The organism is Schaalia sp. lx-100 (genome assembly GCF_021083625.1).
Taxonomy (GTDB): Bacteria; Actinomycetota; Actinomycetes; order Actinomycetales; family Actinomycetaceae; genus Pauljensenia.
Window position 1 is genome coordinate 256,850 of record NZ_JAJNRP010000001.1, and the last position, 25,078, is coordinate 281,927.

Below are 25,078 nucleotides of genomic sequence, written 5' to 3' on the forward strand. Positions count from 1 at the left end.
CTGACGTTTTGTACGCGCCACGGATTAAAGGCCTGTTTCACGTGCGAGAGGGCGCATCACCTAGGTGTCCATTGCTTGAGCAAGTCCTGCGCATACAGCGCCGAGGACAACAAGTATGACACCGGCACCTGTCCAGATAGCTTCACGGCGAGTGCGATGTTCTCCGAGCAGGACGATACCGCCGAGGGTTGAAATAATGACGCCTAATTGAGAAAGAGTAAAACCAACTGCTACACCATTACGAGCTGTGGATATTTGCTGTATGAGGACAGCCGAAGCCCATAAGATTCCTGTCAGCATTTGACGGAAAGTAGCTGGGGCCCAACGTGAATTCTCATTTTTACGAGGCCGCCCGTGCAGCCGTTCTCGCATGGGTGAGGATAAAAGGTATCCCGTCACCAAGCACCCGAACGATTGTGGAAGCATAATGCTTTGCCCGTCAATGCCGAACCATTGGGCGAGCAGAAGAAAAGCAACTAAGCCGATCGTTGAGGTTGTTAGTAGGCGTATTCCTCGGGGCCAATCAATATTTTGCTCTGGAGAGGACTGCGCAGAGGTTTTTTCATGTAACGAAGTAAGCCATACTCCGGCGATCAGCAAAACGATTGCAAGTATTCCCACAGGTAAAGCCCCCGGTGCTTGTAGTTCGCCAAAAAGGAGGACACCACCTAAGGACATAAAAGCGAGTTGAAGTCCCGTGGAAATCGGCATGGTACGTGACACGCCAATGACTCGCAAACATACTGTCTGGTCGTATAAACCCCATCCGAGTAGTGCACCGGAAATAAAAGAAACCACCCATGTTTTCACGTCCCAGTGCACTTCTAAGAATGGAGTGACCGTTGCAGCGGTAAGGAAACCACCGGTGTATAGGCCGGTAATTTTTTGGCGGTCTGTACCGCCAAAAAGCATGAGCAGCAAACTCATGCTGCCGAAAATCACGCTGGGGATGAGTGCGAAAAGAATGTCGAGCACCGACACAGAATACTTGGCATGGATTCCTATTGAACAGCGTATGTCGGCTATTACACGCAGGTGTTGACTAATTCACCTTGGAATAACATGTCAAAACGCAGGTGAAATCTAGGCGTAGACTGCCTCTCATGACAGGGAATTCTTCCGCGCATGCAGGCAGCCTTGGCCTCATAAATCCTTATAAGTCTTTTGAGACTACTCGCAGGGCTTGTTATTCAACGGTGACAGACTTCGCGAGGTTACGTGGCTTATCAACATCACGTCCTTTTACTGCTGCCAGTTCACATGCGAAAATTTGCAGTGGAATCACAGTCAGAAGCGGCGCATACAGAGTAGGTGTCTGCGGGACGTGGAATACAACATCTGCGAAAGCATCGACCGATGTGTCACCTTCTTCCGCAATGACGATGGTACGCGCCCCGCGTGCCCGGACCTCTTGAATATTTGAGACGACTTTGTTGTGTAGCTGAGGTCGACGAGGAGTTGGCACAATAATAATGACCAGTTGCCCCTCATCGATCAGGGCGATCGGACCATGTTTAAGTTCTCCTGCCGCGAATCCTTCAGCATGCATGTAGCAGATTTCTTTGAGTTTCAGCGCACCTTCAAGGGCTACTGGGAAACCCACGTGACGGCCAAGGTAAATGACCGATGATACGTCTTTCATGGTGCGAGCAGTTTGACGTACTGTTTCCGCATGGTCAAGTACCCATTGGATCTGCTGTGGCACGAGGGCAAGTTTGTCCATGTAATCATGAATTTCATCGACGTACTTATTGCCACGCACCTGTGAAAGGTACAAGCCAAAAAGTAAGCAGGCTGCTACTTGCGCTGTAAATGCTTTTGTTGAGGCGACCGCGATTTCAGGACCAGCATGGGTCAGTAGGACAGCATCTGATTCACGTGAAATCGTTGATCCTGGCGTGTTGATAATGGCTACTACACGGGCACCTTGTTCACGTGCGTGACGCACCGCCATAATTGTGTCCATCGTTTCACCTGATTGCGAAATGGCGACAACTAGGGTTTTTTCCGTCACAACGGGATCGCGGTATCGAAATTCGTGAGCGAGTTCAACTTCCACAGGGATACGGCACCAGTGTTCAATGGCGTAACGCGCGACCTGTCCAGCATAGGAGGCAGTCCCACATCCGACAATAATCATTTTGTCGATTCCGCGGAGTACGTATTCGGGGATACGTATTTCGTCAAGTGTTAAGTGCCCGTGCGCGTCGAAACGGTCAGCTAGTGTGTCTGCCACACCGCGAGGCTGTTCATGGATTTCTTTTTCCATGAATGTGGGCCAGCCGTCTTTTGAGGCGCGATCAGCTGCGAAGTTAGCTTCATATATTTTAGGGGTGGTAACGATTGTGCCAGCAGGGTCAATGACTGTGACTTTTTCTGCGCTGACAACAGCGATATGGTCTTGTCCGACGTCAAGGACACGTGAGGTATATTCCACAAATGCAAGCGGGTCAGAGCCAAGAAAGTTTTCGTTTTCACCTAATCCGATAACCAAAGGTGAGGATCGGCGGGCGGCCACGATGACATCAGGGGCGTATTCGCTGAGCAGAAGTAAAGTGAATGTGCCTTCGAGTTGAGCTGTCACATGATGCATAGCATTCACCAGACGTGAAATCGCCTCGGTGTTGTTACCTGAGGTATCAAGGTTTTCTGCGACCGATGCTGGAAGTTGTGGATCTTCATATGCCTGTTGGAGCAGGTGGACGACAACTTCAGTGTCCGTATCGGATTGACATTCGATACCGTGTTCACGAAGTCCTGCACGCAGGTGCTCAGCGTTTTCGATTATGCCGTTATGAACGAGCGCAAAACGCCCGTCAAAGGAAAGGTGTGGGTGAGCATTAACTACTGTCGGGCGGCCGTGTGTGGCCCATCGTGTATGGCCGATAGCTGCGCAGGAGGGTTCAGGCTGTGCTGCTTCAAGAGCCTCATTCAGGTGAACTAATTTGCCTAAAGTTTTAACGACATCAATTTTCTTTAGGTGTGCCAGGGCTATTCCTGCGGAGTCGTATCCGCGATATTCTAAGCGTTCAAGTCCTGATATGACGACCTCACGAGGGCGCTGCGAATACTGGCGGGCAATATATCCAACAATTCCACACATATGTCCATTGGATCATAGAGCACGATCATGAAGGTGGTGATACGCACCACCTTGACTCCCCTTGCTCACTTTTTCCAATGCGAATTACTTTGCCATTTTCGCTTGTCTTTGCGCACATGTAGGTGATATTTTATTCAAAAATTCACATATCTATTTTTCGGTACACCCGAATAAAACCACTCCTACACGCACAGCAAACAGAAAAAATCACAGTAGGATGTTTTCTTCGCGCTATCATGTGCGTGTGTGGCTTTTCTGCCTTTTTCTTCATAAGGATAACTTTTATGAGCGATGTATCAGAGGATCAGAACTCACCGTACACGTTTTTTTCCAGACAAGACTGGGATCGTTTAGCAGCTCGCACTCCGTTACCCCTCACTGAAGCAGATGTCAACCGCATTGCCTCACTTGGTGACCCCATCGACATGCGCGAAATAGATGAAATCTACCGGCCTTTATCTGCCCTCCTTCAGTTATATGTTGATGGCCGTCGTCGCATCGCCAAAGAACGCCACCGTTTTCTGGGAGAAAAACATTCACGCCCTACCCCATTTGTCATCGGAGTTGCTGGCTCAGTTGCCGTAGGAAAATCAACAGTTGCACGACTTTTGCAGTTACTGCTTCAACGCTGGCCACATACGCCGCGCGTTGATTTAGTCACCACTGATGGCTTTTTACTGCCAAATAAAGAACTGGAAGCACGGGGTATTCTCACCCGTAAGGGATTCCCTGAATCCTATGATCGGGTGGCCCTCATTGATTTCCTGTCAGCAGTTAAGGCGGGAGTTCCTCGCGTACTTGCCCCCATGTATTCCCACATTGTCTATGACGTTCTCCCCGGTCAATATGCTGTTATTGACCAACCGGATATCCTCATTGTTGAAGGAGTAAATGTTTTACAACCGCCGCGCATACATACAGGCAGGCAGAGTGTCGCAGTTTCTGACTACTTTGATTTTTCCATTTACGTTGATGCAGACGAAACGCATATCGAGCACTGGTATATTGATCGTTTCTTGGCACTAAGGAAAACTGCTTTCATGCAGGAAGATTCTTTTTTCCGTAACTACGCTCATCTATCCGACGAAGAATCTCGCACAACCGCTCAAATGATCTGGCGTACGATTAACCTGCCAAATTTGCAGGAAAACATTTTACCTACACGCGAACGAGCCACCATGATCTTCACTAAAGGATCCGATCATCGCGTAGAAAACTTACGACTACGCAAAGAATAAAGCATGAAGCTCACCGCTTCCCGTGCTACCAGCTCAAAAATAGGCACGGGATAGCTAAGCATCAGTTTCACGATAAAGCAAGATTTTCTTTGACAACATCTGCTAAAGAAACCGCTACACGATCTGCTTGTTCTTGAGTATGAGCTTCCACCATGACACGTACCAGCGGTTCTGTTCCTGAGGGGCGTAAAAGTACGCGCCCTGTGTCACCCAGCACTTTTTCTGCTTCCATAACAGCTTGTTGCACAGCCGGATCGGTTGTTGCTCGTGAACGGTCAACACCTGCAACGTTAATCAGGGTCTGCGGTAAACGTTGAATGAAAGAAGTGAGTTGAGCAAGGTCACCATCATTTTCTTTCACCATACGTGCCAGCAGTAATGACGACAAAATGCCATCACCTGTTGTCGCATGGTCTGAGGCAATAATGTGCCCTGATTGTTCGCCACCTAAGTTATATCCACCTGCGAGCATGGCTTCTAACACGTAGCGATCTCCCACAGATGTCTGAACTGTATGGATTCCTGCTTCACGCATTGCAAGGATCAAACCAAGATTTGACATCACTGTGACAACAAGCGTGTCCTGGGCAAGTTTCCCGTTGTCTCGTAGGTTCAGGGCCAAAGCGCCCATAATTTTGTCACCATCAATGAGGTTTCCGTGGCGGTCAACGGCCAGACAACGATCCGCGTCCCCATCGTAGGCAACACCAAAGTCGGCTTCTGAGGCTACGGTGACTGCTTGGAGTTGTTCGGGATGCGTTGATCCTGATTTGTGGTTAATGTTGCGACCATCCGGAGAGGCGTTGAGTACAACAACGTCTGCTCCTGCTTCACGTAAAGCACGTGGGCCTAGCTCTGAGGCACCACCATTTGCGCAATCAACCGCAATGCGCAGGCCACGTAGGTTTGTGCCAACAGCCGCAACAAGGTGGTCAATGTAGGAATCAACAGCCCAATCATCCTCATATTCGACTTCGCCTACACCATCACCGGTTGGTCGTTCCCATTGAGTTCCGAGGAGCTCTTGCACGCGGTCTTCAACTGAGTCAGCGAGTTTGTAGCCTCCGTGGGCAAAGAATTTAATACCGTTATCTGGCATAGGGTTATGAGATGCCGAAATCATAACGCCCAGATCAACGTCGTCATGACTTGCAGTTAAGTGAGCGACTGTCGGGGTTGATACGACACCTACACGTACAACATCCATTCCTGCGCTGGCAAGCCCCGCCGCTAGGGCGTGATCTAAAAACTCTCCCGATATGCGGGTATCGCGGCCGATAACTGCGCGTGGTTTAGTTCCATCCGGACGTGTTCCGGTTCCGATGAGGCGGGCAGCAGCTTCACCAAGTTCCAGTGCTAATGAAGCAGTAATATCTACGTTAGCTAAACCACGTACACCGTCAGTTCCGAAAATACGCGACACGAGTTCTCCTTGATTATTTTTTATGTACAGATTTAGCCTAGGCGGTTTCGTGGATTCCTGAGGGGAACTCATGCTTGTGTCGTTTGTTTTGCGCATGAAAATGGCGCGCGTAACAGTTGCATGACATAAACCTGTTGTCGCAGAACGAGCGCATAAGCCAGTTCGTGTGTCAGTTGTGTTGCCTCAGATAAAAATATTCAGGTTCGCTCTCTGCTGCGAGAACGAACCTGAATATGTGTGTCTTTGCGAAAGCAAAAACGTAAAGTAACGCAGATCAGCGCTTGGAGTACTGCGGTGCCTTGCGTGCCTTCTTGAGGCCTGCCTTCTTACGCTCGATAGCGCGGGCATCGCGTGTCAGGAAGCCAGCCTTCTTAAGAGCAGGACGATTTGCTTCACGGTCAATCTCGTTCAATGCGCGAGAAATGCCTAGACGCAAAGCACCTGCCTGACCGGAAATGCCACCGCCGTTGATACGTGCAATGACATCGAAACGGCCATCAATGTCCAACAGGACAAAAGGTGACTTCACAAGCTGCTGATGTAGCTTGTTTGGGAAGTAGTCCTCAAGAGTGCGACCGTTAATCTTCCATTCGCCGGTGCCGGGCACCAAGCGAACGCGAGCAACGGCCTCTTTACGACGGCCAAGGCCAGCACCGGGAGCGGTGATGGATTGACCTGCACCCGCAGGAGCAGTTTCAGTTTCTGTTGTGTACGAGCTAGGAACTGTTTCCTCATCGAGCTCGACAATCTCGGTGGTCTCTGCCACGGTTCTCCTCAGTGAAGTTCGGTGTGCTCAGTTGCGCAATGCGCTCACTGGGCGACCTGGGTGATCTCGTAGGAAACCGGCATTTGACCGGCATGGGGATGCTCAGCTCCGGCATACACGTGCAGTTTCTTGAACTGCTCACGACCGAGGCTGGTGTGGGGAAGCATACCGCGAACAGCTTTTTCTACCGCGCGCTCAGGACGTTCTGCCATGAGTTCACGGTATGGGGTGGCGCGTAAGCCACCGGGACGACCCGAATGATGGTAGGCCATCTTCTGTTCAAGTTTCTTGCCGGTAAGGGCAACCTTGTCCGCATTAATGATGATGACGTAATCGCCCATATCCATATGAGGGGCGAACGTCGGCTTATGCTTCCCACGAAGAATCGCGGCAACTTGAGCCGCCAGACGACCGAGGACGACATCAGTGGCGTCAATGACGTACCACTTCTTATCTGCGTCTCCCGGCTTGGGTGAATAGGTGCGCACGGGCGTTAACCTTCAATTCTTTACTCGATGGAGGTTCACTTTCACGTGTCTGTAAAAGTTTCCCTCACGAAACGATTCGCGCGAGGCGTTAGTTCTTCACATTCAAGCGAGTGGGAATACACCCGAATGTATCTAACGCACAGCGCCATCCATCCTATTCGCTTTTACCCTTCAGGGTCAAAGCAATATGTCTATTGTGTTGAATTCCTCAGTTCTTTTACGCTTTCATCACAGGCAAAATATCTGCGCTTTCAAAAGGAAAAGAAGGGGAAAGCTCATGCCGAATAAGTTATTTTCCTCATTTTCTGCCGCGTAACTTTATCGCTTTCGCACATGCGAGCACGTATTCATCCTGTCATTGCTTTTGTTTTTACATACTGTCGGGATCACAGACATCCACATTCCCCTGCTGATACTCCATCACGCCTATGACGAGCAGCGTAGACACGAGCTGCCCATTTTTCCTGAGGTGGATAGTCGACACGTTCCAATGTCAGACCGTGGGCCGGTGCAATCGGGGCTGCCGTCTGACGTGAACGTGCATCCAATAATTCACGAGGCCACGTCGGCGAGCGCCGACCTGCACCTACTTCCAATAGCGCCCCCACTAAGGAGCGCACCATTGAATGGCAAAAAGCATCAGCTTCGACATGGAAAATCACGCTGCGATCCGGTGACTGTTCCACGTCTAAACGACGCAGTGTACGAATTGTTGTGGCTCCTTCACGTGGCCGACAATATGACAGGAAATCGTGCTCGCCCAGTAGTTGCTGGGCTGCCTGATGCATGGCAGTCACGTCAAGTTCTTCCGAGTGCCATAAAACATTCCATCGTTTCAAAGGATTCTTTTCAGTGCCGGGTGCCACACGATACGCATATACGCGACCTGATGCTGCAAATCGCGCATCAAAGTCCTCATGAACAGCAGCAACAGCAAAGATCACCACATCTGACAGATTTTTTGGTACGACCAGTCCGTGTTGGCGCGCCCACTCACTATAGGCCTGAGCAAGTAACGCATTCATCCGTCGTTTGAATGAGTGGCACCTATTTTCCGTGTCAGATTCATTTTCCTCACGTATTTTTTTCTTTCGGCTTAGCTTTTCCCATGCTTGGTAGGGAATATCTGCATGTATGACTTGGTGTGCGGCGTGAACTCCGGCATCCGTACGACCGGCAACAGTCACATTCACAACGGCTCTCACAATAGTTGACAGCGCTTTTTCAATTTCACCTTGAACGGTGCGTAATTCTGGTTGGGCTGCCCAACCATGAAAGTAGGTACCGTCATAGGATAAATCCATACGTATTCTGAGGGTCTGGGTTGCAGAGTGCGGCTCAGCGTTGCCCTGCGCCATCATGCTGTTCATTGTTTCTCCCCTGTATGCTCAGCGTGTCGGTGATTATTGAGGCGCAGTCGCGTCATCAGCTTTTCTTCGTCGCATCATTCTTATCTGAGGGATTTCCTTGGCGTACATACTTTTTGTACCTACCATTGTCTTACAGAAATTTATAAATCCCATGCGCGTACTCCGCCGATAATTCCGGCATCGTTGGGGACGATAATGATGTCATTTCCCATGCGGCTCAGTTGAGCTGAGCTTATGCGTTTCGAGTTACCGCCGCCGATATATAAACGATCCCACATATACATGGCTCGTAATCCATCGACTATGCGGCGGATTCTGCGTGACCAGTGCGCGTCCCCTAAACGTAAACGCTCATGTTCACCGACATAATCATCATATGTCAGGCCCCAACGCACAAAGCCTTGAGAGATTTCCACGTGCGGCGCTAAAGAACCGCTGTCAAAAACTGCGTTTCCAAGTCCTGTGCCTAAGGTCAGAATCATTTCTAGGCCCGTGCCTGTAATAACACCTGCTCCAGCGACTTCTGCGTCATTGAGGACTCGGGTTGGCAGGTGTGTAGCTTGTGTGATTGCGTGGCGCATATCAAAGTGTTTCCAGCGCGTAACGAGTTCTGGTATGACACGTGAGCGCGGCCCGTCTTTTGTAATGTAATGAGGGGTTGCGACAACAACGCCATGTCGAATCATTCCCGGCATCCCCATGGTGATTCGGGTTGCTGCTGGTAGGTTCTGCGCGTGCTCGACAACGATATCTACCAGTAATTCTGGAGGTAAAGGGTACGGTGTCGGAGTTCGTCGAGGAGCGGCCAGCATGGTTCCGCGTTCGTTAACAACTGATGCTTTGATTCCACCGCCGCCACAATCAATCGCTAATGTGATGCTTTCGTTTGCTGTCATGGGTTAAGCCTACGTCTTTCCCGCTTTTACACGATTGTCTCATTGAAATACGGTATTGCTGTACCTTGGCCTGTATTCTCGCATGTGGGAAAAGGAAGTCCCCGAAGCCCAGTGGCTTCGGGGATCCAGGTTCACGGTGGTCAGCTCATATGCTCACCACATGTGATTTCACTCAGCGTCTTTTTCTTCCACTGTTTCGACAGTTTCAGTCGCCTCGGTTGCTTCGGTTTCTTCCACCTCGGTTACTTCGGCGGGAGTTTCCTTTGCGGCGGCTGCAGCAGCCTTTTCAGCGCTGGATACAACAGCCTTCTTTTCGAGTCGTTCCATGACGAAAGCAATCTGCATCATGGGAGCGTTGTCGCCCTTGCGGTTGCCCACGCGTGTTAAGCGAGTGTAACCACCTGTACGTTCTGCATCAATTGCTGGAACAATCACGTCAAATAAGGTGTACACAGCATCCTTATTTGGGATTTTGCTGGCAACTGTACGGCGAGCATGCATATCGCCACGCTTTGCCTTTGTCACGAGCTTTTCCACGTACGGACGCAGCAGCTTGGCTTTTGCCTCTGTCGTCACTAGCTGACGGTGCTCGATGAGCTGAATCGCTAGGTTAGACAGAATGAGCTTTTGATGCGCTGGGCTGCCGCCCAGACGCGCACCCTTTTTAGGGGTAGGCATAGGTATCTCCTACGGTTTCAGGCGCCCATCGGACGCACATTTGTCAGATGGACTGGTCGTCACTGAAGATTGAACCCGATTCCACGTCGCCAATTTGCGGCATGATCGAATCTTTCAAGGTCATGCCCAAGGTGGCGAGGGCTTCCTTGATTTCTTCAATAGATTTCGTACCGAAGTTACGAATGTCGAGGAGGTCGGCCTCAGAGTGCGCAACCAATTCACCGACGGTGAGGATTCCACGACGACGTAAAGCGTTGTACGAGCGTGACTGCAAGTTGAGGTTTTCGATAGGTAATGCGAGATCAGCAGCAAGTGTCGTGTCTGTCATCGAAGGACCGACTTCAATGCCTTCTGCTTCTTCGTTCAGTTCGCGCATGAGGCCGAAAAGCTCAACCAGTGTTTTACCGGCAGAGGCAAGTGCATCGCGAGGGGCAATAGCCGGCTTTGTTTCAACATCAATGATGAGGCGATCAAAGTCGGTACGCTGTTCCACACGAGTTGCTTCAACCTTGTAGGTTACTTTCACAACCGGTGAGTAGATTGAATCAATCGGAATACGCGAAATCTCGGCCTGCGGGTCTTTGTTCTGAGCAGCAGAAACATAGCCGCGGCCACGTTCCACTGTCAGTTCAATTTCCAGCTTACCTTTATCGTTGAGGGTTGCTAAGTGCAGCTCAGGATTATGAATCTCCACGCCAGCGGGCGGAGTAATATCTCCAGCTACGACCTCGCCTGGCCCTGCTTTGCGTAGATACATCACAACAGGTTCGTCGTTTTCTGATGACAGAACGATCTGCTTGATGTTCAGGATAATTTCAGCAACGTCTTCTTTTACGCCTTCAACGGTGCGAAATTCGTGTGGCACACCATCGATACGGATGGAGGTCACAGCAGCGCCGGGGATGGATGATAAAAGTGTGCGACGCAGGGAATTACCCAGTGTGTAGCCGAAACCCGGTTCAAGGGGTTCCAAAGTGAAGCGTGAGCGGAAATCGCTGACCTTTTCCTCTGTGAGGATGGGTCGCTCTGCAATGAGCACGTCTTGTCCTTTCTAACCGATGCCCGCCATATGACATCAGATTGGGGTCCGCAATTGCGGTCAAGGGAGTATGGATTTTCTTTCGCGGAAGAATCCAGACGTGGGGGCATTCATCTCCTCAATTGTCGGTGACAACTGATTTGCTGAAAGTCCCTCTGAGTATCACACGCGGCGGCGCTTGGGAGGACGAGCGCCGTTATGAGCCTGAGGTGTCACGTCCTGAATAGAACCAACTTCTAGGCCTGCTGCTTGAAGCGAACGTATCGCGGTTTCACGGCCAGAGCCGGGGCCTTTAACGAATACATCCACTTTCTTCATGCCGTGTTCTTGAGCACGACGCGCAGCGGCTTCAGCAGCGAGCTGAGCAGCGAATGGAGTGGACTTACGTGAGCCTTTGAAACCCACTTGACCTGAGGAGGCCCAAGAAATAACGGCGCCTGTAGGGTCGGTGATCGAAACGATTGTGTTGTTGAACGTGGACTTGATGTACGCGTGTCCATGTGTCACGTTCTTGGAGAGTTTACGGCGAGGCTTACGGCCTGCACCTGTACGGGTGGTCTTTCCAGCCATCTGTGATTTCCTTCGAAGTCGTGTCTCTAGCGCTCATCTCATTCCTAGATGAGGGATGAGCAGTGCCTATTACTTGGCTTTCTTCTTACCTGCAACGGTGCGCTTCGGACCCTTACGGGTACGAGCATTGGTCTTGGTACGCTGACCGTGGACCGGCAGGCCACGACGGTGACGAAGGCCCTGATAAGAGCCAATTTCAATCTTACGGCGAATATCGGCCTGAACCTCACGACGCAGGTCACCTTCAACCTTGAAATTGTTCTCAATGTATTCACGAAGTTTAACCAGCTCGTCCTCTGAGGCGTCTTTCACGCGCAGATCAGGGCTCACGCCGGTTGCTTCAAGGGTTTCCTTGGCGCGGGTACGTCCAACGCCATAAATGTACGTAAGCGCAATCTCCATCCGCTTTTCACGGGGCAGGTCTACGCCGGCAATACGTGCCATCTTTTGCTCCAGTTGTTCTTCGGAGGTCGTCGTTCCCCTTTCCGGATGTAGTGTCCGGCCTCAGCCTCCGAACCGAGGGTCGCTCTTGAGCGTACAGAGGAACGCTGTCGGGCATATCGCCCAGTTGTTCAAGCAGTCAAAGATTCAGCCTTGACGCTGCTTGTGTCGAGGATTGTCACAGATGACCATGACGTTGCCGTGGCGACGAATCACCTTGCATTTGTCACAGATCTTCTTGACACTCGGCTTGACCTTCATGGTGTGTACCTCCACCGTCAAAAGACGGTTAGTGTCGGTGTTATTACTTGTAGCGGTAGGTGATACGACCTCGCGTAAGGTCGTACGGGCTCAACTGAACAACAACCCGGTCCTCAGGGAGAATGCGGATGTAGTTTTTCCGCATCTTGCCAGAAATGTGGCTGAGAACAATATGACCATTTGTGAGTTCGACGCGAAACATCGCGTTAGGCAGAGCTTCGACAACTGTGCCTTCAACCTCAATCACGCCGTCATTATTTGCCATATGACTCGGATTCACCTCTACGCTTCTAGGAGTACTCAGCCGCATGAGCGACTCAGTAGGCGTATGCAGGGTACGGACGTACACATGCGACACACCCAATTTGCCATACTACGCGATTTCTTTGGGTTTACGCCACTAACAACACTGTCAGGTCGCTCACCTTCTGCTGTTATTTTCAGTATTTACGCTATCAGGCGTCAAGTATCACAGGTTCAATACCGTAGGGAGCTAGACCTGCAACGCCTGAATCTGTGGCAGTAAGTATTGAAATTCCATCATCAAGAATTGCTACAGTGTGTTCCCATTGGGCGGCATCAGAACCGTCAATGCTGCGCACTGTCCATTCATCAGATTCTGTAATTGTGTCGATGGAACCTGTTGTGAGCATGGGTTCAACGGCAAGCACCATACCTGGTTGCAGTTTTGGTGAGATCCCTCGGGCACGATAATTCAGGACTTCAGGTGCTTGATGCATTGCAGTCCCGATGCCATGGCCGGTAAATTCTTCAATAATGCCAGCTTCCCATCCGAATTCTTCTGCGCGGTCAGCAACAACGTTTTCTACAGCTGCTCCTACGCAGGATAAGCGTCGTGAGGTTGCAAGCGAGGCAAGTGCCGCCCACAGGGATTCTCGTGTAAGAGCATCAAGTTGCCGGCGACGTTGAAGAAGCGCGTTTCCTTCATGCGTACTGGCAGTAACGATCGGACCTAGGGCACCTGCACCACGGTTTGCAGCAAATTCTTCGTCGCTCACCCATGGGTCCCCTACTATCATGCTGAAAGCGGCATCACCATGCCATTGTTTGCCTTGTGCGCTTATCCATGCGCCGCAGTCAAATGTCACGATGTCGCCGTCATGGAGTATTTGGTTACCTGGAATACCGTGAACAACCACATCGTTAATTGAAATGCATACTGTTGCTGGATATCCGTAATAGTTGAGGAAGTTCGAGTGTGCTCCAGCACGCGCGATCACATCAGCGCATACGGCATCGAGTTCACGCGCACGAACACCTTCACGCGTCGCTTCACGTAGGGCACGGTGAATATCAGCTACTACTAATCCGGCGCGGCGCATGTGGAGAATCTGCTCACGCGTTTTTATTTCAATTTTCGACACGTACGCTCCCTGTGCTGACTCGGCCGTTTATCGATTGGAAGTATCCACAGCCTCTAGCACAGTAAGGATGCGTTCCCATACTTCATCTATTGAACCGGATCCGTCAATCGTTTCTAACAGATCTTGGTCAGCATAGTATGTGGCAATCGGTTCTGTTTGCTCGCGGTAGACCTCAAGACGATGACGCATCACTGGTTCAGTGTCGTCTGAACGATGTTGTTCTTCTGCGCGTTTGAGCATACGTGCTACGACTTCGTCTTCATCAACTTCAATGGCGAGGACAAGGTCAAGGCTCCGCCCAAGATCTGCTAACACGTCACGTAAAACATGGGCTTGAGCCACTGTGCGAGGGTATCCGTCCAGTAGGAAACCTTTTTCTGTGTCAGGCGCAGCCAGACGAGCTTTAACCATTGGGTTGGTAACGCTGTCTGGTACGAATTCCCCGCGATCCATGAACTCTTGAGCGCGTTTGCCTAGCTCTGTTCCACTCGCCATATTTGCACGGAAAATTTCCCCGGTTGAGATCGCTGGGATACCGAGTTTTTCAGCAATACGTTGAGCTTGAGTTCCTTTACCTGCTCCAGGAGGACCTAAGAGAATAATCGCTGTCATCGTAAGAAACCTTCATAGTGATGCTGTTGAAGCTGAGTGTTGATTTCTTTCACTGTTTGCAAACCGACACCCACAACAATAAGGAGCGTCGTTCCACCGAAAGGCATTTGTCCTTGGCTTAGTTTCAGCGGAATAATCAACAAGGCGGGTAGCAGTGCGATAACTACCAAGTATAAGGCGCCGGCAGTTGTTAAACGGTTAACAACGTAGCGCAAGAATTCAGCGGTAGGACGGCCTGCACGATAGCCCGGCACAAAGCCTCCGTAGCGTTTCATGTTATCGGCAACTTCTTCAGGGTTGAAAGTAATCGCCGTGTAGAAGAAAGTAAAGAAAACAACCAGCACAGCATACGCAGTTAAATAGGGCCATGCGCCACTGGTGAAGTTTGCTCCAATCCATTGAACCCATTTAGCTGTCTGATCGCCGAACTGAGCAAACATGGGTGGCAAGGCCAGGATTGAGGTGGCGAAAATTACCGGAATAACACCGGACATGTTGATTTTCAAAGGAATGTAGGTCGTGGTACCACCGTATTGGCGGCGACCGATCATGCGTTTCGCGTATTGAACAGGGATACGACGTTGAGCCTGCTCTAAGTACACGACAACGATTGTCACTAATAGGATCAAAAGGACGATAACGCCAACTGCTCCCCATTTGCCTGCTTGTCCGATGGCAAGGAGTTGAGAGGGCATGGAAGCTGAGATTGAGGTGAAGATCAGCAGTGACATACCGTTGCCGATGCCGCGTTCTGTGATAAGTTCACCCAACCACATGATGACACCTGTTCCGGCAGTCATCGTAATCAGCATGACAAGGAAGCCCCATACTGTGTTATCGCCGATCACGCTTTCACTACATGTGGAAAATAAGCGTCCTGAACGGGCCAGTGAAATTGTGGTTGCTGATTGGATAAGGCCCAAACCAATTGTCAGGTAGCGGGTGTACTGAGTGAGTGTCGCTTGTCCTGTCTGGCCTTCTTTGTGGAGGTCATCAAAGCGCGGGACGACGACACGCAGCAATTGAATGATAATCGATGCTGTGATGTAGGGCATGATACCCAAAGCAAAGATTGACAATTGCAGAAGGGCTCCACCTGAAAAGAGATTCACCAGGTCAAGAAGTGATGCCTCTGTTTGTGCTGCCAAACATTTTTGAACAGCAACTGAGTCTACGCCAGGCGCAGGGATGAACGAACCCATACGAAAAGCTGCCATGATGAAAATGGTAAAAAGCAGCTTCCGACGTAGGTCGGGAGTACGGAACGCCTGCGCAAAAGCTCCAAGCACAGCTTCCTCCTGATGGTTTGGGGATCCTTACGGATTATGTAAACAACTCAGCCAGATTACCGGATAAGAAACAGTTATGGAATCTGATAGCCAATATTGATACTGTTCCCACACGTAATAGGCAAAATATATGTTTTTAAGTAAGTGGAAAAGAAATTAGAGGGGTGATCCGACCTATTTTGTCGGAGCACCCCCCTAACACATGTCAGCGGGCCTGTAAGGTACCACCGGCAGCTGTAATCTTCGTTTCGGCGGATGCGGACCATGAGTCCACGATCACGTCGAGTTTCACGGAGATTTCACCTGTGCCAAGAACCTTGACAGGTAATCCGTCACGAACCGCGCGCTTTGCAACAAGATCTTCAACAGTCACTGTTCCGCCTTCAGGGAACAATTCCTGCAGACGAGCAACGTTGACGACCTGGTATTCCACACGGAATGGGTTCTTAAAGCCACGTAACTTCGGCAGACGCATATGCATAGGTGTTTGACCACCTTCAAATGCGGCTGATACTTGGTAACGAGCCTTTGTACCCTTTGTGCCGCGTCCAGCGGTTTTACCCTTGGAGCCTTCACCGCGACCGACACGGGTCTTTGCAGTTTTCGCACCGGGGGCAGGACGCAAGTGATGCAGCTTAACGATGCTCACTGTTTCTTCCGCGGTTTTCTTTGTGGAGTCAGCCATTGTCAGTCGACCTCCTCGACGGTTACCAAGTGGCGTACGGTACGGACAGCACCACGCACAGCGTTTGTGTCTTCACGTACGACCGATTGGCCTATCTTGCGCAGCCCGAGGGTACGCAATGTGTCTTTCATGTTCTGCTTCGTGCCGATCGTGGACTTGACCTGCGTAATTTTCAGGTTTGCCATCACTCACTCACCCCTGCAGCCGCTTTATCAGCTTCGGCTTTTTCAGCTTGAGCGCGTTTTTCGGCTTCGCCTTCAGCGCGCGCACGGAGCATTGACTCTGGTGCGATACGTTCCAGCGGTAAGCCACGACGCGCTGCTACAGCCTCAGGCTGTTCAAGCTGCTTGAGTGCCGCAACTGTTGCGTGAACAATGTTGATTGCATTGTCAGAACCCAGTGACTTGGTAAGTACGTCATGCACACCTGCAGCCTCAAGGACTGCGCGCACCGGACCACCGGCGATAACGCCTGTACCGGGAGCTGCTGGGCGCAGGAGAACTTCACCGGCCGCATCGCGGCCTTGTACCAGGTGGGTAATGGTACGGCGAATCATAGGAACTCGGAAGAAATTCTTCTTTGCTTCCTCAACGCCTTTGGAAATAGCCTGAGGAACTTCCTTGGCTTTTCCGTAACCCACGCCGACGGTTCCTTCACCATCACCAACGACGACCAGAGCTGTGAATGAGAAGCGACGACCGCCCTTCACAACTTTGGAGACTCGGTTAATGGTGACAACGCGTTCAATGTACTGGTCTTTGTTTTCGCCGCGACGGCCTTCGCGGTTTTCACCGCGGCCGTTACGACGCTCGCGACGCTCGCCGTCGCCCGAACGTTCAGAGCCTTCCTGACCGTTCCTGCTTCGCTGCTGTGCAGCCATCAGATGATCTCTCTTTCTCCGAGTTCGGTCACAGCACGAGTCCGCCCTCACGGGCGGCTTCGGCTACGGCGGCCACACGGCCATGATACTTATTACCACCGCGGTCAAAAATGACAGCGGAAATGCCGGCAGCCTTGGCGCGCTCTGCAATCAGTGCGCCAACCTTGGCGGCCTTGTCCTTCTTGGTACCTTCGGTACCTTGGAGGTCGGCTTCCATCGTCGAAGCGGAAACTAAAGTATGTCCGACGGTGTCGTCGACAACTTGAGCCACCATGTGACGGTTGGAACGAGTCACTACCAAACGGGGACGCTCGGCAGTGCCAGTGATCTTCTTGCGTAGGCGCAGGTGGCGGCGCTTGCGGGCAACAAATTTGCCCTTGCCCTTGACAGAGTAGGACATTACTTACCTGCCTTTCCGACCTTGCGACGAATAACTTCACCCACGTAGTGGATACCCTTACCCTTGTAGGGTTCAGGCTTCTTCAACTTACGAATACGGGCTGCAGTTTCACCAACGAGTTGCTTGTCGATGCCTTTCACCGTGAATTTGGTGGCAGAGTCAACAATAAACTCGATACCTTCGGGGGCCACGACCGGGACAGTGTGTGAGAAACCCAAGGAAAATTCAAGATCTTTTCCTTTGGCGACGACACGGTAACCGGTACCCGTGATTTCGAGCTGCTTTGCGTAGCCCTCAGTCACGCCAATGACCATATTGTTAATGAGTGTGCGGCTCAGGCCGTGCAGAGAACGTGAGAGGCGCTCATCGTTAGGACGGGTGACAAGGATGTGTCCGTCTTCCATCACGACAGTGATGGGGTGAGCGACTACATGAGTCAATTCCCCTTTAGGACCTTTCACCGTTACGGTCTGTCCGTTAATAGTAACGTCAACACCAGCGGGAATGACGATAGGGTTTTTACCGATACGTGACATTGTTCAGCCTCCCCTATCACCATACGTAAGCGAGGACTTCGCCGCCCACGCCTTTGTCAGCTGCTTGACGGTCAGTGAGCAGACCAGATGACGTGGACAGAATTGCCACGCCAAGGCCGCCGCGGACCTTCGGCAGGTTGGTGGACTTAACGTACACGCGCAAACCTGGCTTAGACACACGCTGTAAACCTTTAATAGCAGCTTCACGGCGTGAGCTGTATTTGAGGTTCAGAGTCAGGGTCTGACCAACACGAGCATCCTCAACCTCGATGGAGGCAATGTAGCCTTCATCCACGAGGATGTTCGCAATAGCTGCCTTCAGTTTTGAGTAAGGCATTGAAACGGAATCATGATGAGCCCGATTCGCGTTACGCAGGCGCGTCAGCATATCTGCGATTGGATCAGTCATTGTCATGGGGGTATTCCCCTTCCTCGTCGCGGTTTCTCCACTTCAAGCAGAGACCTACGACGTCAGTGTTACCAGCTGCTCTTGGTGACGCCAGGGAGCTCACCACGAAGGGCGAGTTCACGCAAGCACACGCGGCACAGTCCGAACTTACGGTACACGGAGCGGGGACGACCGCAACGATTGCACCGTGTGTAGCCGCGCACCGCGAATTTCGGGGTGCGAGCGGCTTTGACTTTGAGAGAGGTCTTAGCCATAGGTCAGTTCTCCTTGAAAGGGAAGCCGAGGTGACGAAGAAGCGAACGTCCCTCATCATCGGTCTTGGCCGAGGTGACAACGGTGATGTCCATGCCACGAACTCGGTCAATGGAATCCTGATCGATCTCATGGAACATTGACTGTTCGGTCAGACCGAAGGTGTAATTGCCATTCCCATCGAATTGCTTTGCCGACAGGCCGCGGAAGTCGCGGATACGTGGCAGAGCTGTGGAAAGGAGACGGTCCAAGAATTCCCACATACGATCGCCACGCATGGTGACGTGTGCACCGATAGCTTGGCCTTCGCGGAGCTTGAACTGAGCAATTGACTTACGCGCCTTGGTGACAACTGGCTTTTGGCCTGTAATCGCGGTCAGGTCACGAATGGCTCCCTCAAGAGCTTTTGAATCACGAGCTGCCTCACCAACGCCCATGTTGACGACGATCTTGACCAGACCGCCGACTTCCATGACGTTCGCATGGCCGAACTCAGAACGTAAAGCCTCGCGGATTTCCGAGTTGTACTTTTCCTTCAGACGAGGTGCCATCTCAGATCTCCTTGCCCTGTTCGATGCCACGCTTAGCACCACCACGAGTTACACGAACTCGGACGGTACGAACACGGCCATCGCGTTCAATGGTGTCCTCGCGGAAACCTACACGCACACGCTTCTTGGTGTCTGGGTCAACAAGCGCAATTTTGGACAGCGAAATGGGGGCTTCGATAGTTTCGATGCCGCCAGCTTGTCCTTGAGCGCCTTGACGTACGTGGCGTGTCTTGAGGTTAATGCCTTCGACAAGCACTTTTTCTTCGCGTGGGAACACCTTGATTACTCGACCCTGACGACCTTTATCGCCTGGTTTGAGTGGTTCAAGGCCTTCTGCCTCACGACGTGCATTGCGCTCAGCGAGCTTTGCCTCATCCGAGGTGCGGCCGCGTACAACCTCTACGAGGTCTCCCTTGCGGATTTTCGCTGCCATCAGATCACCTCCGGTGCGAGTGACACGATCTTCATGAATTTCTTGTCACGTAGTTCACGTCCAACTGGACCGAAGATACGTGTGCCGCGGGGTTCGCCATCGTTTTTAAGGATGACTGCCGCATTTTCGTCGAAACGGATGTAGGAACCGTCGGGACGGCGAGTTTCTTTGCGCGTGCGCACAACAACCGCCTTAACGACGTCTCCCTTCTTGACGTTGCCGCCAGGGATTGCGTCTTTCACGGTAGCGACGATGACGTCGCCGATACCCGCGTAACGCCGACCCGAGCCACCGAGAACACGGATGGTCAGGATCTCCTTGGCCCCTGTGTTATCAGCGACTTTCAGTCGCGACTCCTGCTGAATCATTTTCTGTGACTCCTGTCGTCGAGCCGGTTCTCTGCGGCGAGGTTACCCTCGCCGCCGAGCCTTGCCGAACGGATTTCGGTCTAAAAGGGCGAATGTCACTTCGCCTTTTCGAGGATTTCCACAACGCGCCAGCGTTTGGTTGCTGACAACGGGCGGGTCTCCATAATCAGGACAAGATCCCCAATCTGGCATTCGTTATGCTCATCATGAACCTTGACCTTCTTGCTCTTGCGCATGACCTTGCCATAAAGAGCATGCTTGACGCGGTCTTCGATCTCGACAACGACGGTTTTATCCATCTTGTCTGAGGTCACGTAGCCGCGACGAACTTTGCGCTGATTACGAGGTGCGGACTCGGACATCCTACTCACTCCTGAGTGCTAGGGGCGGTGCGGTAGCCGAGCTCCCGCTCACGCGCGATCGTGTAGATGCGGGCGATGTCACGGCGCACGGTACGCATACGACCGTGGTCTTCCAATGAACCTACTGCTTGAGCAAAACGTAAGTTGAACAGTTCTGCTTTAGCTTTTTCGAGCTCTTTGGATAACTGGGCATCGTCCATGGCATCGAGGTCGGCGGTGGTCAGACCCTTATCGGCCATCAGAAATCACCACCCTCTCGGACCACGAAACGGGTCTTCATCGGAAGCTTGTGCTGGGCACGTCGCATAGCCTCACGAGCAAGGCTCTCTGAGACACCACCCAACTCGAACATGATACGTCCTGGTTTAACAGGCGCAATCCACCATTCAACCGAACCCTTACCGGAACCCATACGAGTTTCAGCAGGTTTCTTGGTCAAGGGGCGGTCAGGGAAAATATTGATCCACACCTTGCCACCACGCTTGATGTGACGTGTCATGGCAATACGAGCGGCTTCAATCTGTCGGTTGGTGACATATGCACCTTCAAGCGCCTGGATCCCGTACTGGCCGAATGCCAGTTCGGTACCGCCTGTCGCGTTGCCCGTGCGATGCGGACGGTGCTGACGGCGCCACTTAGTACGGCGGGGAATGAGCATGTTGGCTCAGGCCTCCGTTCCGGTCTCGGAGCCAGCAGCTGTAGCAGCGGGGGCTGCTTGTGCTTGGCTATTGTCCTGCTGGGAACGTCCACCGCGACGCGAGTTACGACGGTCGCTACGACGGCCACCGCGGTTGGATTGCTCAGCCTGTTGGCGAGCAAATTCGCGTTCGGTGATGTCACCCTTGTAGATCCACACTTTTACGCCGATGCGACCAAAAGTGGTGCGAGCTTCGTAGAAGCCGTAGTCAATATTTGCGCGCAGAGTGTGCAAAGGTACGCGGCCTTCACGGTAGAACTCTGAACGGCTCATTTCAGCGCCGCCTAAACGACCTGAAACCTGAACACGGATTCCTTTAGCGCCTGCACGCTGCGCAGACTGGATACCTTTACGCATTGCGCGGCGGAAAGACACACGAGCGGTCAGCTGTTCAGCAATGCCTTGAGCGACAAGCTGAGCATCCAAATCAGGGTTCTTTACCTCAAGGATGTTGAGCTGAACTTGCTTGCCTGTGAGCTTTTCTAAAGACTGACGCAAACGATCGGCTTCAGTTCCACGGCGACCAATGACGATACCCGGACGAGCTGTGTGCAGATCAACACGGACACGATCACGTGTACGTTCAATGTCAACCTTCGCAATACCAGCGCGTTCAAGGGTTTCAGACAAGGTCTTGCGGATTGCAACGTCCTCGGCCACGTAGTCGGCGTAGCGCTGACCCTTGGCTGAGGAATCAGAGAACCAGCGGGACCGGTGATCTGTAGTAATGCCAAGACGGAACCCGGTGGGGTTAACCTTCTGTCCCATTACTGGTCTCCCTTCTGCTTATCTTCTTTCGTGCCGACCACGATTGTGATGTGGCTCGAACGCTTGAGGATGCGGCCTGCTCGACCCTGTGCGCGCGGACGGAACCGCTTCATGGTCGGACCTTCATCAACATACGCTTCAAGAACCAATAGATCGGCTTCGTTGAAGGTTTCACCGGCCAGTTCGGCCTTAACCTTCGAGTTGGCAACTGCTGAGAGCAGTACCTTGCGAACATCGGTGGCGACGGCCTGCGGAGCGAACCGCAGGATGTCGGCGGCCTCCAGTGCGCGCTTGCCACGAACCTCGTTCACGACGCGGCGTGCTTTCTGGGGCGTGACGCGAACGTAACGCGCCTGCGCCTTGGCTTCCATAGCTTCCTGCCTCTTCTTATCTGCGGGCCGGCTCAGCGCCGACGTCCCTTACGATCATCCTTGTCGTGGCTACGGAAAGTACGCGTAGGAGCGAACTCACCGAGCTTGTGGCCCACCATCGACTCGGTAACGAAAACGGGCACGTGTTTGCGTCCGTCATGGACGGCAAAGGTCAGTCCCAAGAAATCTGGGGTGATGACCGAACGACGTGACCACGTCTTAATGACATTCTTTGAACCAGTCTCGATCGCTGCGTCAACCTTCTTCATCAGATGGTCGTCAACGAAGGGACCTTTCTTCAGACTACGTGGCATGTTTCCAGCTCCCTATCAGCGCTTCTTACCGGTCTTACGACGACGTACAATCAGACGATCGCTCGCTTTATTCGGGCGACGAGTACGGCCTTCAGGCTTACCCCATGGTGATACTGGGTGACGACCACCTGAAGTACGACCTTCACCACCACCATGCGGGTGATCGACCGGGTTCATCACAACACCGCGGACATGAGGACGCTTGCCCTTCCAGCGCATACGTCCAGCTTTGCCCCAGTTAATGTTGGATTGTTCAGCGTTGCCGACTTCGCCAACCGTTGCGCGGCAGGTGATTTCGACGTTGCGAATTTCGCCAGAGGGCATACGCAGTTGAGCGAAGCGACCTTCTTTAGCAACAAGCTGCACTGATGAACCTGCGGAGCGGGCAATCTTTGCGCCGCCACCTGGTTGCAGTTCAACAGCGTGAATAACGGTACCCAGTGGGATGTTACGCAGTGGCAAGTTATTGCCGGGCTTGATGTCAGCGGCCGGTCCTGCTTCGACGATATCGCCTTGGTTCAGCTTTGCAGGGCACAAGATATAACGCTTGTCGCCATCTGCATAGTGCAGCAGAGCAATGCGAGCAGTACGGTTCGGGTCGTACTCAATGTGAGCGACCTTGGCGGGTACGCCATCTTTGTCGTGACGACGGAAGTCAATCAGACGGTAAGCACGCTTATGCCCGCCACCACGGTGACGAGAAGTAACGCGACCGTTGTTGTTACGACCACCGGTCTTGTGCAAGGGGCGTACCAACGACTTCTCAGGGGTGGAACGAGTGATTTCGACAAAGTCGGAAACGCTCGCGCCACGGCGACCTGGAGTCGTGGGCTTGTATTTACGGATTCCCATGATGTTCCTCTACCTCTGACGCCTCAGGCCTGCTCGCCGAAGATGTCGATAGTGCCTTCACGCAGGGTGACGATGGCACGCTTCACGTCCTTACGGCGTCCGGTCCCTGTGCGGGTGCGGTACACCTTACCCTTGCGGTTCTGGGTAGCAATAGCGCCAATTTTGACACCGAAGATCTGCTCAATAGCGATCTTAATTTCGGTCTTGTTAGCGCGGGGGTCAACCTCGAATGTGTACTTGCCCTGATCAACGAGGATCAGTGCTTTTTCAGTCACAACGGGTTTGAGGATGATGTCGCGGGGGTTCTTTCCCGCCTCAATCGTGCTCACTTGGCTTCCTCCTTGGTACCGAGGAAGGTCTGCAGAGCGCCGACTGTGAACACAATGTCATCTGAGTCGAGGACATCGTATGTGTTCAACTGGTCTGCCCATAGGACATGAACCTCGGGTAGGTTACGAAGGGACAGTGCTGTCATTTCTTCGTGTCGTTCGAGGACCACAAGAGCTTGACGATCCTCAACGATGTTTTGCAAGGCAGCTTTTGCTGCTTTGGTTGAGGGCTTTTCAAGTTCAACCAGAGCGGTCACCACGTGGATGCGGCCAGCACGTGCACGATCAGACAATGCTGAACGCAGAGCGCCCACCTTCATTTTCTTAGGGGTGCGCTGTGAGTAGTCACGAGGCTGTGGACCGTGGACAACACCACCACCGGTGAAATGAGGAGCACGGATAGAGCCTTGACGCGCGTTACCGGTTCCTTTCTGACGGAATGGTTTCTTGCCACCGCCAGAAACTTGTCCGCGTGTCTTTGTCGCGTGGGTGCCCTGACGTGCAGCGGCAAGCTGTGCGACGACTACTTGGTGCATCAAAGGAATGTTGGTATCCACGTCGAAAACTTCTGCAGGAAGTTCAACTGTTGTGGTCTTTTTTCCTTTGGCATCAAGAACATCAATGGTACGGATGTCAGACATAATCACGCGCCCTTCACAGAGGAGCGAACCAGGACCACGCCGTTCTTAGGGCCAGGAATAGCGCCGCTGATGAGCAGCAAGCCTTTTTCCGTGTCAACGGCTTGGATCTTCAGGTTCTGGACGGTACGACGAACGCCACCCATGCGGCCGGCCATGCGCTGTCCCTTGAAAATACGACCAGGTGTTGCACATGCGCCAATGGAGCCGGGCTTACGGTGGTTGCGGTGTGAACCATGAGAAGCGGAAACACCTGCGAAGCCGTGGCGCTTCATGACACCTGCAAAGCCTTTGCCTTTGGTGTTACCGGAAACGTCCACAGCGGTACCGGGGGTAAAAACGTCAGCATTCAGTTCTTGGCCGAGTTCATAGGAATCAGCTTCAGAGGTACGTACCTCGACAAGATGACGCTTAGGAGCAACGCCTGCTTTGGCAAAGTGTCCGGCCAAAGGCTTGGTTACTTTGCGCGCGTCGATGTCTTCAAAGCCAAGCTGAATAGCGGTGTAGCCGTCAGTTTCTTCGGTGCGAAGCTGAGTGACGACATTGGTGCCGACCTGCACGACAGTCAGGGGCACGAGATGGCCGTTGGCATCCCAAACTTGGGTCATGCCGAGCTTACGGCCTAGCAGTGCCGTAATTGGCCTGCCAGCGTGCTGCTTCTTGTTGATTGTCAT

General features: G+C 52.3%; 37 protein-coding genes. 1 reads left to right on the forward strand and 36 read right to left on the reverse strand.

Features of this window, described 5'->3' with window-relative positions; translation table 11 throughout:
* Positions 1-60: 60 nt before the first annotated feature.
* Both LRP54_RS01015 and glmS read right to left on the reverse strand, forming a co-directional pair.
* Complete coding sequence (locus tag LRP54_RS01015; RefSeq protein WP_231205476.1) at positions 61-975, reverse strand: GRP family sugar transporter; 915 nt, start codon at positions 973-975, stop codon at positions 61-63.
* A gap of 211 nt (positions 976-1,186) precedes the next feature.
* Positions 1,187-3,103: a glutamine--fructose-6-phosphate transaminase (isomerizing) gene (glmS, locus tag LRP54_RS01020; protein ID WP_231234652.1), complete on the reverse strand. Its 1,917-nt coding sequence runs from the start codon at positions 3,101-3,103 to the stop codon at positions 1,187-1,189.
* Positions 3,104-3,387: 284 nt separating this feature from the next.
* On the opposite strand from glmS, the gene coaA reads away from it, so the two are divergent.
* Entirely contained in the window at positions 3,388-4,341 is a 954-nt protein-coding gene (coaA, locus tag LRP54_RS01025) for a type I pantothenate kinase (protein WP_231234653.1), read from the forward strand.
* A gap of 67 nt (positions 4,342-4,408) precedes the next feature.
* Here the strand turns inward: coaA and glmM are convergent, their stop codons facing one another.
* The 34 genes from glmM to rplC form a co-directional block, all read right to left on the reverse strand.
* The gene (gene glmM / locus LRP54_RS01030; protein WP_231234654.1) at positions 4,409-5,764 is read right to left on the reverse strand and encodes a phosphoglucosamine mutase; all 1,356 of its coding nucleotides are present in this window, start codon (positions 5,762-5,764) and stop codon (positions 4,409-4,411) included.
* Positions 5,765-6,038: 274 nt separating this feature from the next.
* Positions 6,039-6,530 carry a 30S ribosomal protein S9 gene (gene rpsI / locus LRP54_RS01035; protein ID WP_231205480.1) on the reverse strand — a complete coding sequence of 164 codons (492 nt, stop codon included), beginning with the start codon at positions 6,528-6,530 and terminating at the stop codon, positions 6,039-6,041.
* A gap of 44 nt (positions 6,531-6,574) precedes the next feature.
* On the reverse strand, positions 6,575-7,018 hold the full coding sequence (gene rplM, locus LRP54_RS01040; protein WP_231205481.1) for a 50S ribosomal protein L13: 444 nt from the start codon (positions 7,016-7,018) through the stop codon (positions 6,575-6,577).
* Positions 7,019-7,404: 386 nt separating this feature from the next.
* Positions 7,405-8,388: a tRNA pseudouridine(38-40) synthase TruA gene (truA, locus tag LRP54_RS01045; RefSeq protein ID WP_231234655.1), complete on the reverse strand. Its 984-nt coding sequence runs from the start codon at positions 8,386-8,388 to the stop codon at positions 7,405-7,407.
* A 140-nt stretch (positions 8,389-8,528) separates the two neighbouring features.
* A complete protein-coding gene (locus tag LRP54_RS01050; RefSeq protein WP_231205483.1) occupies positions 8,529-9,284 on the reverse strand; it encodes an ROK family protein in 756 nt (251 codons plus the stop codon).
* Between the two features lie 168 nt (positions 9,285-9,452).
* Positions 9,453-9,962, reverse strand: a complete 510-nt coding sequence (gene rplQ, locus LRP54_RS01055; protein ID WP_231234656.1) for a 50S ribosomal protein L17 — start codon at positions 9,960-9,962, stop codon at positions 9,453-9,455.
* A gap of 43 nt (positions 9,963-10,005) precedes the next feature.
* On the reverse strand, positions 10,006-11,001 hold the full coding sequence (locus LRP54_RS01060) for a DNA-directed RNA polymerase subunit alpha (protein WP_231205485.1): 996 nt from the start codon (positions 10,999-11,001) through the stop codon (positions 10,006-10,008).
* A gap of 162 nt (positions 11,002-11,163) precedes the next feature.
* Positions 11,164-11,571: a 30S ribosomal protein S11 gene (gene rpsK / locus LRP54_RS01065; RefSeq protein WP_026460037.1), complete on the reverse strand. Its 408-nt coding sequence runs from the start codon at positions 11,569-11,571 to the stop codon at positions 11,164-11,166.
* A gap of 69 nt (positions 11,572-11,640) precedes the next feature.
* Positions 11,641-12,015 (reverse strand): 30S ribosomal protein S13, encoded by a 375-nt coding sequence (gene rpsM / locus LRP54_RS01070; RefSeq protein WP_231205486.1) that lies wholly within the window; start codon positions 12,013-12,015, stop codon positions 11,641-11,643.
* A gap of 144 nt (positions 12,016-12,159) precedes the next feature.
* Positions 12,160-12,273 carry a 50S ribosomal protein L36 gene (gene rpmJ / locus LRP54_RS01075; protein ID WP_003790577.1) on the reverse strand — a complete coding sequence of 38 codons (114 nt, stop codon included), beginning with the start codon at positions 12,271-12,273 and terminating at the stop codon, positions 12,160-12,162.
* Between the two features lie 43 nt (positions 12,274-12,316).
* Complete coding sequence (gene infA / locus LRP54_RS01080; RefSeq protein WP_231205487.1) at positions 12,317-12,538, reverse strand: translation initiation factor IF-1; 222 nt, start codon at positions 12,536-12,538, stop codon at positions 12,317-12,319.
* A 190-nt stretch (positions 12,539-12,728) separates the two neighbouring features.
* Positions 12,729-13,658, reverse strand: a complete 930-nt coding sequence (locus LRP54_RS01085) for a type I methionyl aminopeptidase (protein WP_231234657.1) — start codon at positions 13,656-13,658, stop codon at positions 12,729-12,731.
* Positions 13,659-13,685: 27 nt separating this feature from the next.
* Positions 13,686-14,270, reverse strand: a complete 585-nt coding sequence (locus LRP54_RS01090; RefSeq protein ID WP_231205489.1) for an adenylate kinase — start codon at positions 14,268-14,270, stop codon at positions 13,686-13,688.
* Positions 14,267-15,559 (reverse strand): preprotein translocase subunit SecY, encoded by a 1,293-nt coding sequence (secY, locus tag LRP54_RS01095; protein WP_231205490.1) that lies wholly within the window; start codon positions 15,557-15,559, stop codon positions 14,267-14,269. Before secY ends, LRP54_RS01090 begins: the two co-directional genes overlap by 4 nt.
* 205 nt (positions 15,560-15,764) lie before the next feature.
* A complete protein-coding gene (gene rplO, locus LRP54_RS01100) occupies positions 15,765-16,244 on the reverse strand; it encodes a 50S ribosomal protein L15 (RefSeq protein ID WP_231205491.1) in 480 nt (159 codons plus the stop codon).
* A gap of 2 nt (positions 16,245-16,246) precedes the next feature.
* Entirely contained in the window at positions 16,247-16,429 is a 183-nt protein-coding gene (gene rpmD / locus LRP54_RS01105) for a 50S ribosomal protein L30 (protein ID WP_231205492.1), read from the reverse strand.
* Complete coding sequence (gene rpsE, locus LRP54_RS01110; protein WP_231205493.1) at positions 16,429-17,124, reverse strand: 30S ribosomal protein S5; 696 nt, start codon at positions 17,122-17,124, stop codon at positions 16,429-16,431. The genes rpmD and rpsE overlap by 1 nt, the downstream gene beginning before the upstream one ends.
* Before the next feature lie 28 nt (positions 17,125-17,152).
* A complete protein-coding gene (rplR, locus tag LRP54_RS01115; RefSeq protein WP_231205494.1) occupies positions 17,153-17,524 on the reverse strand; it encodes a 50S ribosomal protein L18 in 372 nt (123 codons plus the stop codon).
* Positions 17,524-18,060: a 50S ribosomal protein L6 gene (gene rplF / locus LRP54_RS01120; RefSeq protein ID WP_231205495.1), complete on the reverse strand. Its 537-nt coding sequence runs from the start codon at positions 18,058-18,060 to the stop codon at positions 17,524-17,526. The genes rplR and rplF overlap by 1 nt, the downstream gene beginning before the upstream one ends.
* Positions 18,061-18,076: 16 nt before the next feature.
* Positions 18,077-18,475 (reverse strand): 30S ribosomal protein S8, encoded by a 399-nt coding sequence (gene rpsH / locus LRP54_RS01125; RefSeq protein WP_231205496.1) that lies wholly within the window; start codon positions 18,473-18,475, stop codon positions 18,077-18,079.
* A gap of 62 nt (positions 18,476-18,537) precedes the next feature.
* Entirely contained in the window at positions 18,538-18,723 is a 186-nt protein-coding gene (locus tag LRP54_RS01130) for a type Z 30S ribosomal protein S14 (protein ID WP_231205497.1), read from the reverse strand.
* A 3-nt stretch (positions 18,724-18,726) separates the two neighbouring features.
* Positions 18,727-19,272, reverse strand: a complete 546-nt coding sequence (gene rplE / locus LRP54_RS01135; protein ID WP_231205498.1) for a 50S ribosomal protein L5 — start codon at positions 19,270-19,272, stop codon at positions 18,727-18,729.
* Between the two features lies 1 nt (position 19,273).
* The gene (gene rplX, locus LRP54_RS01140; RefSeq protein WP_231205499.1) at positions 19,274-19,705 is read right to left on the reverse strand and encodes a 50S ribosomal protein L24; all 432 of its coding nucleotides are present in this window, start codon (positions 19,703-19,705) and stop codon (positions 19,274-19,276) included.
* Positions 19,705-20,073 carry a 50S ribosomal protein L14 gene (gene rplN, locus LRP54_RS01145; RefSeq protein ID WP_231205500.1) on the reverse strand — a complete coding sequence of 123 codons (369 nt, stop codon included), beginning with the start codon at positions 20,071-20,073 and terminating at the stop codon, positions 19,705-19,707. Before rplN ends, rplX begins: the two co-directional genes overlap by 1 nt.
* A gap of 95 nt (positions 20,074-20,168) precedes the next feature.
* Positions 20,169-20,435: a 30S ribosomal protein S17 gene (rpsQ, locus tag LRP54_RS01150; protein WP_231205501.1), complete on the reverse strand. Its 267-nt coding sequence runs from the start codon at positions 20,433-20,435 to the stop codon at positions 20,169-20,171.
* A 5-nt stretch (positions 20,436-20,440) separates the two neighbouring features.
* Positions 20,441-20,674 (reverse strand): 50S ribosomal protein L29, encoded by a 234-nt coding sequence (gene rpmC / locus LRP54_RS01155; RefSeq protein ID WP_231205502.1) that lies wholly within the window; start codon positions 20,672-20,674, stop codon positions 20,441-20,443.
* Complete coding sequence (gene rplP / locus LRP54_RS01160; protein ID WP_231205503.1) at positions 20,674-21,093, reverse strand: 50S ribosomal protein L16; 420 nt, start codon at positions 21,091-21,093, stop codon at positions 20,674-20,676. Before rplP ends, rpmC begins: the two co-directional genes overlap by 1 nt.
* 6 nt (positions 21,094-21,099) lie before the next feature.
* Entirely contained in the window at positions 21,100-21,900 is an 801-nt protein-coding gene (rpsC, locus tag LRP54_RS01165; RefSeq protein ID WP_231205504.1) for a 30S ribosomal protein S3, read from the reverse strand.
* On the reverse strand, positions 21,900-22,271 hold the full coding sequence (rplV, locus tag LRP54_RS01170; protein ID WP_231205505.1) for a 50S ribosomal protein L22: 372 nt from the start codon (positions 22,269-22,271) through the stop codon (positions 21,900-21,902). Before rplV ends, rpsC begins: the two co-directional genes overlap by 1 nt.
* A 32-nt stretch (positions 22,272-22,303) precedes the next feature.
* Positions 22,304-22,585 carry a 30S ribosomal protein S19 gene (rpsS, locus tag LRP54_RS01175; RefSeq protein WP_026460016.1) on the reverse strand — a complete coding sequence of 94 codons (282 nt, stop codon included), beginning with the start codon at positions 22,583-22,585 and terminating at the stop codon, positions 22,304-22,306.
* Positions 22,586-22,600: 15 nt separating this feature from the next.
* A complete protein-coding gene (rplB, locus tag LRP54_RS01180) occupies positions 22,601-23,437 on the reverse strand; it encodes a 50S ribosomal protein L2 (protein WP_231205506.1) in 837 nt (278 codons plus the stop codon).
* 23 nt (positions 23,438-23,460) lie between these two features.
* Positions 23,461-23,766: a 50S ribosomal protein L23 gene (gene rplW, locus LRP54_RS01185; RefSeq protein WP_231205507.1), complete on the reverse strand. Its 306-nt coding sequence runs from the start codon at positions 23,764-23,766 to the stop codon at positions 23,461-23,463.
* On the reverse strand, positions 23,763-24,407 hold the full coding sequence (gene rplD, locus LRP54_RS01190; protein ID WP_231205508.1) for a 50S ribosomal protein L4: 645 nt from the start codon (positions 24,405-24,407) through the stop codon (positions 23,763-23,765). Before rplD ends, rplW begins: the two co-directional genes overlap by 4 nt.
* Positions 24,408-24,409: 2 nt before the next feature.
* Positions 24,410-25,078: a 50S ribosomal protein L3 gene (gene rplC, locus LRP54_RS01195; protein ID WP_231205509.1), complete on the reverse strand. Its 669-nt coding sequence runs from the start codon at positions 25,076-25,078 to the stop codon at positions 24,410-24,412.

Bases quoted from the DNA above. Each gene is read 5' to 3' on its own strand.
- glmS (WP_231234652.1), bottom strand. From the start codon at position 3,103: ATGTGTGGAATTGTTGGATATATTGCCCGCCAGTATTCGCAGCGCCCT.
- coaA (WP_231234653.1), top strand. From the start codon at position 3,388: ATGAGCGATGTATCAGAGGATCAGAACTCACCGTACACGTTTTTTTCC.
- truA (WP_231234655.1), bottom strand. From the start codon at position 8,388: ATGAACAGCATGATGGCGCAGGGCAACGCTGAGCCGCACTCTGCAACC.
- LRP54_RS01050 (WP_231205483.1), bottom strand. From the start codon at position 9,284: ATGACAGCAAACGAAAGCATCACATTAGCGATTGATTGTGGCGGCGGT.
- rplQ (WP_231234656.1), bottom strand. From the start codon at position 9,962: ATGCCTACCCCTAAAAAGGGTGCGCGTCTGGGCGGCAGCCCAGCGCAT.
- rpsK (WP_026460037.1), bottom strand. From the start codon at position 11,571: ATGGCTGGAAAGACCACCCGTACAGGTGCAGGCCGTAAGCCTCGCCGT.
- rpsM (WP_231205486.1), bottom strand. From the start codon at position 12,015: ATGGCACGTATTGCCGGCGTAGACCTGCCCCGTGAAAAGCGGATGGAG.
- rpmJ (WP_003790577.1), bottom strand. From the start codon at position 12,273: ATGAAGGTCAAGCCGAGTGTCAAGAAGATCTGTGACAAATGCAAGGTG.
- infA (WP_231205487.1), bottom strand. From the start codon at position 12,538: ATGGCAAATAATGACGGCGTGATTGAGGTTGAAGGCACAGTTGTCGAA.
- LRP54_RS01090 (WP_231205489.1), bottom strand. From the start codon at position 14,270: ATGACAGCGATTATTCTCTTAGGTCCTCCTGGAGCAGGTAAAGGAACT.
- rplO (WP_231205491.1), bottom strand. From the start codon at position 16,244: ATGGCTGACTCCACAAAGAAAACCGCGGAAGAAACAGTGAGCATCGTT.
- rpmD (WP_231205492.1), bottom strand. From the start codon at position 16,429: ATGGCAAACCTGAAAATTACGCAGGTCAAGTCCACGATCGGCACGAAG.
- rpsE (WP_231205493.1), bottom strand. From the start codon at position 17,124: ATGGCTGCACAGCAGCGAAGCAGGAACGGTCAGGAAGGCTCTGAACGT.
- rplR (WP_231205494.1), bottom strand. From the start codon at position 17,524: ATGTCCTACTCTGTCAAGGGCAAGGGCAAATTTGTTGCCCGCAAGCGC.
- rplF (WP_231205495.1), bottom strand. From the start codon at position 18,060: ATGTCACGTATCGGTAAAAACCCTATCGTCATTCCCGCTGGTGTTGAC.
- rpsH (WP_231205496.1), bottom strand. From the start codon at position 18,475: ATGACAATGACTGATCCAATCGCAGATATGCTGACGCGCCTGCGTAAC.
- LRP54_RS01130 (WP_231205497.1), bottom strand. From the start codon at position 18,723: ATGGCTAAGACCTCTCTCAAAGTCAAAGCCGCTCGCACCCCGAAATTC.
- rplE (WP_231205498.1), bottom strand. From the start codon at position 19,272: ATGGCACCTCGTCTGAAGGAAAAGTACAACTCGGAAATCCGCGAGGCT.
- rplX (WP_231205499.1), bottom strand. From the start codon at position 19,705: ATGGCAGCGAAAATCCGCAAGGGAGACCTCGTAGAGGTTGTACGCGGC.
- rplN (WP_231205500.1), bottom strand. From the start codon at position 20,073: ATGATTCAGCAGGAGTCGCGACTGAAAGTCGCTGATAACACAGGGGCC.
- rpsQ (WP_231205501.1), bottom strand. From the start codon at position 20,435: ATGTCCGAGTCCGCACCTCGTAATCAGCGCAAAGTTCGTCGCGGCTAC.
- rpmC (WP_231205502.1), bottom strand. From the start codon at position 20,674: ATGGCCGATAAGGGTCTGACCACCGCCGACCTCGATGCCATGGACGAT.
- rplP (WP_231205503.1), bottom strand. From the start codon at position 21,093: ATGCTCATTCCCCGCCGTACTAAGTGGCGCCGTCAGCACCGTCCGCAT.
- rpsC (WP_231205504.1), bottom strand. From the start codon at position 21,900: ATGGGACAGAAGGTTAACCCCACCGGGTTCCGTCTTGGCATTACTACA.
- rplV (WP_231205505.1), bottom strand. From the start codon at position 22,271: ATGGAAGCCAAGGCGCAGGCGCGTTACGTTCGCGTCACGCCCCAGAAA.
- rpsS (WP_026460016.1), bottom strand. From the start codon at position 22,585: ATGCCACGTAGTCTGAAGAAAGGTCCCTTCGTTGACGACCATCTGATG.
- rplB (WP_231205506.1), bottom strand. From the start codon at position 23,437: ATGGGAATCCGTAAATACAAGCCCACGACTCCAGGTCGCCGTGGCGCG.
- rplD (WP_231205508.1), bottom strand. From the start codon at position 24,407: ATGTCTGACATCCGTACCATTGATGTTCTTGATGCCAAAGGAAAAAAG.
- rplC (WP_231205509.1), bottom strand. From the start codon at position 25,078: ATGACAATCAACAAGAAGCAGCACGCTGGCAGGCCAATTACGGCACTG.